Source organism: Frankia sp. CcWB3, assembly GCF_977927595.1.
Genome location: NZ_CDWRCK010000052.1, coordinates 2,642 through 6,447, shown reverse-complemented (window position 1 = coordinate 6,447; position 3,806 = coordinate 2,642). Strand labels below are relative to the sequence as shown.

1 protein-coding gene and 1 pseudogene are annotated in these 3,806 nt (G+C 68.8%); both read left to right on the top strand.

What is annotated here, in order from left to right:
• Positions 1-2,293, top strand: a pseudogene (locus ACY5KJ_RS06415) (ATP-binding cassette domain-containing protein); the annotation flags it as partial.
• Positions 2,294-2,498: 205 nt separating this feature from the next.
• The gene (locus ACY5KJ_RS06410; protein ID WP_462188298.1) at positions 2,499-3,737 is read left to right on the top strand and encodes a glycosyltransferase family 4 protein; all 1,239 of its coding nucleotides are present in this window, start codon (positions 2,499-2,501) and stop codon (positions 3,735-3,737) included.
• Positions 3,738-3,806: the final 69 nt, after the last annotated feature.

Below are 3,806 nucleotides of genomic sequence, written 5' to 3'. Positions count from 1 at the left end.
CCGTCGCCGTCGCCGGGCGCGGCGGTGCCGGGCACGGAATGGTGGTCCGAACCGGCGCCGGGCGCTGCGTCGGCGCCCATCCCGGCGGCGCCCGTCCCAGCGGCGCCTGCGCAGTCGGGCGGGCCCGACTCGGCCGTGGGACAGGCGACGATCGTGCACGACCGGCGGCGCGTGCATCCGCTGACGATCGGACGGGTGCGGATGGGCCGGTCCCGCGACAACGACATCAACGTGGGCGACCTGCTCGCGTCCCGCCATCACGCCGAGCTGCACATCTCGGTGGCCGGTGTCGAGCTCGTCGACCTCGCTTCCGCCAACGGCACCTTCGTCAACGGTCACCGGGTCACCCGGGCGCGGGTGATGCAACGCGACATCATCGCCATCGGCCATCATCTGTTCCAGCTCGAGGGAAACTCGCTCGTCGAATACGTCGACTCCGGTGACGTGGCCTTCGAGGCGCAGGCGCTGTCGGTGTGGGCCGGCACCAAGCAGCTCATGCACGACATGACCTTCCGGCTGCCGGGCCGTTCCCTGCTCGGCGTCGTCGGACCGAGCGGGGCCGGCAAGTCCACGCTCCTCAACGCTCTCACCGGCTTCCGACCGGCGGACCGGGGATCGGTGATCTACGCGGGACGTGACCTCTACGCCGAGTATGACGAGTTGCGACGCCGGATCGGGTACGTGCCGCAGGCCGACCCGCTGCACGATCAGCTGACCGTGCGTGAGGCTCTGCTGTACGGCTCGGAGTTGCGTTTCCCCGCCGACACCACCGCCGAGGAGCGGCGGGCCCGGGTGGAGGAGGTCATCGGCCAGCTTGGACTGACCGCGCACGCCAACACACCGGTCTTCCGGCTTTCCGGCGGCCAGAAGAAGCGCACCAGCGTCGCGCTGGAGCTGCTCACCCGGCCCTCTCTGCTGTTCCTGGACGAGCCGACCTCCGGTCTGGACCCGGCCAATGACCAGTCTGTGATGGAAACCCTGCGGGGCCTGGCGAAGGGCGGCGGCGCCGGCTCCGGCGACGAGACCGGCCGGACCGTCATCGTCGTCACCCACAGTGTGCTGTTCCTGGACCTGTGCGACTTCATCCTCGTGCTCGCGCCCGGCGGGCACGTGGCCTACTTCGGGCCTGCGGACGGGGCGCTGCGGTTCTTCGGCAAGGAGGACTTCCGCGAGTTCGCGGCGGTGTTCCGCGAGCTCGAGGCCACTCCGGGTGAGGAGATGGCGGAGCGGTTCCGGGACTCGGAGTTCTTCGTACCCTCCGCGATCGTGGCGCCCGCGGTGCGCAAGGCACCGCCGGAGCTGCCCAGCGTGCGCCAGCAGCCGGTCCGGGCCCAGCTCGCGACGCTGACCCGACGGTACTGGCGGGTCGTGCTCGCCGACCGGTCGTACCTACGGCTGATCATTGCCTTCCCGTTCCTGCTCGGCGTCGTCCCACAGGTGATCCGCGCCCCGGACGGGCTGCGTGCGTTACCCCAGGCGCCGAACACCGACGCGACGAAGGTTCTCCTCGTCCTGGTGCTGTGTGCCTGTTTCATGGGCATGGCCAACTCGGTCCGGGAGATCGTCAAGGAGCGGCCGATCTACCGGCGGGAACGCACGATCGGGCTGTCCCGCACCGCCTACCTTGGATCAAAGATCATTCTTCTGACCGGGATCACCACCGCCCAGTGTCTTGTCTTCACCCTGATCGGGCTGGTGGGCCGGACCCCGCCGAGGGCGGTCGTGCTCGGCTCGCCGGTGCTGGAGTGTCTGATCGCGGTGAGTGTCGCGGCGCTCGCCTCGATGATGATCGGTCTGCTGGTCTCGACGCTGATCGACAACGCGGACAAGACCATGCCGATCCTGGTCCTGGTCACGATGGGTCAGCTGGTGTTCTCCGGGGGGACTGACCTCGCTGGTCGGGCGCCCCGTGCTGGAGCAGATCAGCCTGCTCGTCCCGGCCCGCTGGGGGTTCGCGGCCCTGGCGTCCACGGACGATCTCAACGACGTCAGCAAGTTCGGTAACGAGACCCTGCGGACCGACCCGGCCGACGGGCTGTGGAAGCACAGCGTGGCGATCTGGGTCCTCGACATCGTGATCTGCGTGCTGATCGGTGTCGTGGCACTGATCCTCACGGCCGTCATGCTGCGCCGGATCGAACCGAAGGTCACCCGGCCGACGGGTGCCGGGCCAGGGCCGGCTACCGGTTCGGGTTCGGGTTCGGGAGGGTTGTCGGGTCCGCGGCTGTACGGCACCGGGGTCCCGCCGGCGCACGGTTCCAGGACCGGCCGGTCCATGCCGTTACGCGGCTGAGTGGTCAGTCCGTCCCTGTAGCCCACGCCCCGGACCAGGTATCCCGGCGACCTCCCTCGCGAGCCGGGCCGCGAGGGAAGTCGCTATACCCCTATCTGTGGGCCGGCGCGGCGCGAGTGGTCGCAAATCCAAAACCTCCGCAGCAACCGGTTATCGTGGCGATAAGGTGAGCTGACCGAAGTTCGCTCGCGGTGGGGGATTGGGCATGGAGATCGTCTTCTTGTGCGAGCAGTATCCGCCGATCATCTGGGACGGGGCGGGAGTCTATACACACGACATCGCTCACGCACTGGTCGCGCTCGGTCATCGGGTTCATATCCTCTGCGCGCAGGGACGCTACCGCACGGATGAGGATCATGACGGGGTGATGGTGCACCGGCGGCCTCTCCTGCGGTTGCCCGTCACCAGGTTTCTCGGCCCACTCGGCCGGTCGTTCCAGGGGGAGAACCACCCTCGCGATTCGCTCTCCCTGCGGTTCGTTCTCGCGGTTTCCTATGCTTTCTGGCTGCGTCGTCTCGGTCTGCGTCCCGACGTGATCGAGACTCAGGACGGCGAGACCCGGGGCCTGCGTACCGCCCTGCGCCGCGACATCCCCCTCGTGATCCACCTGCACACCCCGACGATGATGGATGTGCGCCTGCGGGACGGCCGGCTGCACGGCAGGGGCGCGGTGGCCGACCGGATCGACCGGTTCTCCGCTCTGCGTGCCGACGCGCGCACCGCTCCCTCTGAGCTGATCGTCACCACGCTGCGCGGTTTCGGCTGGCTGGATAGGGATACCGACGCGGACGTCATTCCTTACCCGTTCGACCGGTCCCCGTACATGGAGGTGGCGTCGCCCCAGCACACCGACCCGACGTTGCTCGTCGTCGGACGGCTCGAATGGCGCAAGGGGCTGGATGTCCTGATCGAGGCGGCCGCGCTGCTGAAGAAACGGGGTGTCGAGGCGACGGTGGTCTTCGCCGGTCAGTCCTCGGGCACGATCGAGGGTGTGGCGACCGGGACCTGGCTGGAGCAGCAGGCGGTCAAACTCGGCGTCACCTGCCGTTTCGCCGGCCACCTGACCCGTCCCGAGCTGGTCAAGGCCTATGAGGAGGCACGGGCGGTCGTCGTGCCGAGCCGGTTCGAGAGCTTCTCCATCGCGGGTCTCGAGGGAATGGCCTCGGGACGCCCGGTCGTCGCGACCGCGACAACCGGGGTGGCCACCTGGGTGGCGAAATGGAAGGGCGGCACGGTCATCCCGCCGGAGGACGCCCCCGCACTCGCCGACGCCCTGGAACCCTTCCTCACCGACCCGGAGTTCGCGGAGACGGTGGGTGCCCGCGGTCGGGTCGGCACCGCCGAGCTCGAGCCGTTGCGTATTGCCGCCCTGCGCGAGAAGGTCTACCAGAAGGCCATCGACCGTTTGCGGGCGCGCCACGGAAAAACCTCCGCCGTGGCATGAGGGTGGCGACCCGGATCATCGATTGCCGGTCACGAACCTGATCCAGGCGAAAACCCTAGGGAGTCGAAA